The organism is Pantoea sp. sgz302252, from assembly GCF_047713085.1.
Lineage (GTDB): Bacteria > Pseudomonadota > Gammaproteobacteria > Enterobacterales > Enterobacteriaceae > Scandinavium.
In genome coordinates this window covers 1-2,098 of the sequence record NZ_JBLFJW010000085.1, presented here as the reverse complement: position 1 = coordinate 2,098, position 2,098 = coordinate 1, and the positions used below count along the sequence as shown (strand labels likewise).

2 protein-coding genes are annotated in these 2,098 nt (G+C 59.0%); both read right to left on the bottom strand.

The genetic code is table 11. The annotated features are described in order from the left end of the window. On the bottom strand, nt 1–614 hold a 614-nt coding region (locus ACLW56_RS25135), incomplete at its 3' end, for a LysM domain-containing protein (RefSeq protein ID WP_330986320.1). After that, nucleotides 611–2,098 (bottom strand): type VI secretion system tip protein TssI/VgrG (tssI, locus tag ACLW56_RS25130; protein WP_330986319.1); only part of this gene is annotated, 1,488 nt, incomplete at its 5' end. The genes tssI and ACLW56_RS25135, both read right to left, overlap by 4 nt.

Sequence of the window (2,098 nt, the reverse complement as noted above, 5' to 3'; positions counted from 1 at the left end):
CTTTTGCCTTTCACCCGAACTTTTGGGCTGGAAATAATGGCGGCGACTTTTCCGGCCAGGGGCGTGAAACTCGCCACTTCTTTTATCTTCCCGGTTGCGCTGGAGGCCAGTATTTTTAATTCCGTCTCTGCCTGCGTCGTGAATTCGGCTATTTTTCCCATGCCGTCAGTGACGGATTCATAGACATCGCCCAGCGCAGTGACAATTTTCACCTTCAGCCCTGCAATGGGTTTCTCTATCAAATCTTCGAAGTGAAGCGTCAGGGTACACTGAGTGTTATCGGGGACGCTCTCTTCCTCCGGATAGGAATAGTGTACCGGGGGGATCCTGATGATTTGCCCGGGGTGAATGAGCGACGGGTTCCTGATGCCATTAAAGGCGGCCAGTTTTTTCACCGTGCAGTAATGCTCCTTCGCTATTCTCCCCAGCGTGTCGCCCGGGCACACGATAACCGTTTCCTCCTCGGGGGATAAGGACTCGATATCATCGAGCGGCACGGGCTTATTTTGCTGATCGAGATAGCATTTCCATTCACCTGACCATCCCAAAAGGCCATCGTAGGGCGTCGGGGCATCCTGAGGGGCATCGAACAGAGGCGTTAGCGGAGAAGTCATTCTTTATCACCGTTTGTTAATGGGTTATAGACCAGCGTGGTACTTTCAATACCGTCAACGCCCTTCAGGGAAGAGAGCATGTGATTTGTATCTGAAGGGGGTTCGGGACCCTCCGGCCCTTCGCCGGTGTCTCCTGCGCCTGAGCCTGCGTTATCTTCGGCGCTTCCCTGACCTTCCTCTCCCGGCGCCTTCAGCACCGCGGGCTGTACGGTCTGCACCACGCTTCCCGGGCTGCCGCCGCTGTTGAGATTGATTACCGGCGCACTGATGTCCACCCCCGACGGGCTGATTACCACAAACGAACTCCCCACCTTCAGGGTGATTTTGCTGGCGCTGTCCAGCACCATCTCCCCCTGCGCCTTTATGCCCAGCGCACCGCTGATTTTTTGCGCCAGCTCACTGTTCACCTGCAGGCTGTATTTCCCTGCCACCAGGCTGATGTGGTCGCCGCTGGTTTTATGGTGCTGCGTGCCGTCCACGGTCACCTTGCGGTCATTCGCCACATACAGTCCGTCGTTGTGGCTGATGTTCGCCATCCGGTCATGTCTGACGCTGACCGTCTGGTCGTTTTGTACGGCGAGGTCCTGGTCATGCACCACGCTGATTTTCTGGTCATGGCCGATGGTTTCCGTGTGGTCAGCCTTCACATCCGTGCTGCGGTTGTTCAGCACCTCCGTGTCCATATCCTTCTGCGCGTGCAGATAAACCCTTTCCTGCCCGGTGGCGTCTTCAAAGGTCAGTTCGTTAAAGCCGCTGCCTTTATACGTTTTTGAGCGAACAGTCATCTGCGTTTTGGTGAGCGGCAGGTCTCCCGGCGGGCGGTTATCCTCGTGATAAGTCCGGCCCATCACCACCGGCTGGTCCGGGTCGCCGTTGAGGAAATCGACAATCACCTCCTGGCCCACCCGCGGAATGGCGAGATTGCCAAAACCCGCCCCGGCCCACGCCTGCGATACGCGTATCCAGCACGAGCTGTCTTCAGTGCAGCCGTGATAGCGGTCCCAGATGAATTTCACCCGAATGCGGCCGTGCTCGTCGCAGAAAATCTCTTCCCCTTCCGGGCCGGTGACCACCGCGCTCTGCGGGCCATCCACCCGGGGCTTTGCCCGCGGTGGCATGCGCCAGGTCCGGTCTGCGGGAATAACCGAGAACTGGTTGGTCAGCGTGGTGCCGCTGCCCTGGCTGCCGTGCAGGGCCTGCGGCTGGTCGCCGCTCAGCAGGCTGCTCACCACCTGCCACTCCCGGTTCAGGGCCGATGTGGGATGCCCGGTCAGGTTGAACCTCACGCCGGGCCACAGTACCGGAGAATTGCTGGTGCCGGTGGCCGTTTCCGCGTCCGAACGCCAGCCTTCCATCCGGTAGCGGGCAAAATCCGCGCCGTGCTGCTCGTCCTTATAGCGACCCGGATAATCGTAAATTTCATACTGCTGCCACTGGCCGTTGAGGTGTTCGCCTGCCTGGTCATAGCGCCCCGGCCAGCCCGG